This is a genomic window from Alkalibacterium iburiense, assembly GCF_039521845.1.
Lineage (GTDB): Bacteria > Bacillota > Bacilli > Lactobacillales > Carnobacteriaceae_A > Alkalibacterium > Alkalibacterium iburiense.
The window spans coordinates 1-1558 of sequence record NZ_BAAACW010000049.1 but is presented as its reverse complement, the minus strand read 5'-3'; the positions used below and the strand labels follow the sequence as shown (position 1 = coordinate 1558).

The window sequence follows — 1558 nt, the reverse complement described above, 5'->3', positions numbered from 1 at the left end:
GGTAAGAATGGAGTTCGTAGGAAGCCCCCACTTCAAAATGCGTCAGCATTTAAGTGGTGGGTAGTTCACGTTAAAAGCGTTTCTAGTAGGCATTATAGCTTTCTTCTTATTCATAACAGTCGGACCCATTTTAGCTTTTCGTTCTGCGGGAGATACGGGACTTATTGATGTAATCATGAATCTAATCCAATTAATCATTGATTATCAGGAAGTCTTTGTGGCTTTACTCCTTGCCGGATTGCTCGGTATCTATTATCTCTTTATTTCAAAAACGGAAGTACAGGATTAAGTTAACTCATCACTCGCTATTAGAGAATGCAATTAAAAACGGTAGGCAGTTAAATGATCAACTGCTTACCGTTTTTTAATTCATCATATATTGAGTCACAATCTCATGCGCTTTTTCCACAAGGGCTTTAACATTGTTATTGGCGTAGTGAGTATTGGATATCCAAGGGCCAACAAAAAAGCACGTATCGAGCTTGCCGTATCGCTGATTAATGGCGCGGCATTCTGGCCAAGTCACTAATATGCCTCTTTTATCTTTATCTAGAAGAAAGCCTTTGTCTAAAAGGTTCGTGAGTAAAGGATTGGCATCATCTATAAGCTCGGGGTTAAATTCAAAACCGGAAGCATTGATAACGACATCCGCTTCATACGTTTGACCACTCTGACTTTTTAAAACAAAGGAGTCTCCTTTGTCAATTTCTATTAATTCATGTTCAACGAAAAGTTGGTCTTGGCTCCACAGCTGATACATATTCGCTACCGCATCAGGAGCTAACCGGACTTGATAGTGCCTAAAGAGCGGAGCATAATCCAAATGATAACGCAGTTGATCCTTCTTTGACAGAGACATATACAAGTCAGCTAAGTTTCCAGACAAAAGAGCAATGTATTTCTGTAGTTTGGAAAGCTCAGGATGCTCTTTGTCAGCATAGGCCTGGTAAGTCTTATCTAGTTTATCCTGACCATACTGCTTGTGAATAGCCTCAAGATTAAACTCGTTGGCCTTCAAATCTTGAGTGATGGCTTCAATGATAAAGTCTAAAGGAAGAATACCCTTGTTTTTTTGTACTTCTTCTTTAATCCATTTATTATTTAAAGAATACTCTAGGGGAGGTCCCTGATAAGGAGGCACCCTTAAAGAGTTGAAATAAGGGACGACTGTAAATATCCCAATCGGATGTGTCAAATCTTTTTCATGGCTTAAATAATTGACTAAATCAAAAGCAGTTAAATTCGAACCGATAATGGCGACTCTTGCATCCTCATCAACGTATTTGAGTTTCTCAACAACCGGATAGGGATGGTGTATATAGTTATCATGTCCCTTTAAGTTATAGAAATCCTTATAAGGCGGATTCCCTATAGCGAAAAAGACAGTGTCATATGTCCCGTACTGTTGCCCGTCGCTATCTTCTAATTGATAGGAAAGAGAAGGGGATTCCTCTAATATAGTAGCATCTACTATTTCTTTTTATTTGAAAAGAAAATACTAAAAAGAGACAAAAAAGCACCTCTCATGGTATAATTAAATCATGAAAAATTTAAAAAT

1 protein-coding gene is annotated in these 1558 nt (G+C 38.0%); it reads right to left on the bottom strand.

Going from position 1 to position 1558, the window contains the following annotated elements; translation table 11 throughout:
- Window positions 1-364 precede the first annotated feature (364 nt).
- The gene (locus tag ABDZ53_RS04135; RefSeq protein WP_343754266.1) at window positions 365-1195 is read right to left on the bottom strand and encodes an FAD/NAD(P)-binding protein; all 831 of its coding nucleotides are present in this window, start codon (window positions 1193-1195) and stop codon (window positions 365-367) included.
- Window positions 1196-1558 lie beyond the last annotated feature (363 nt).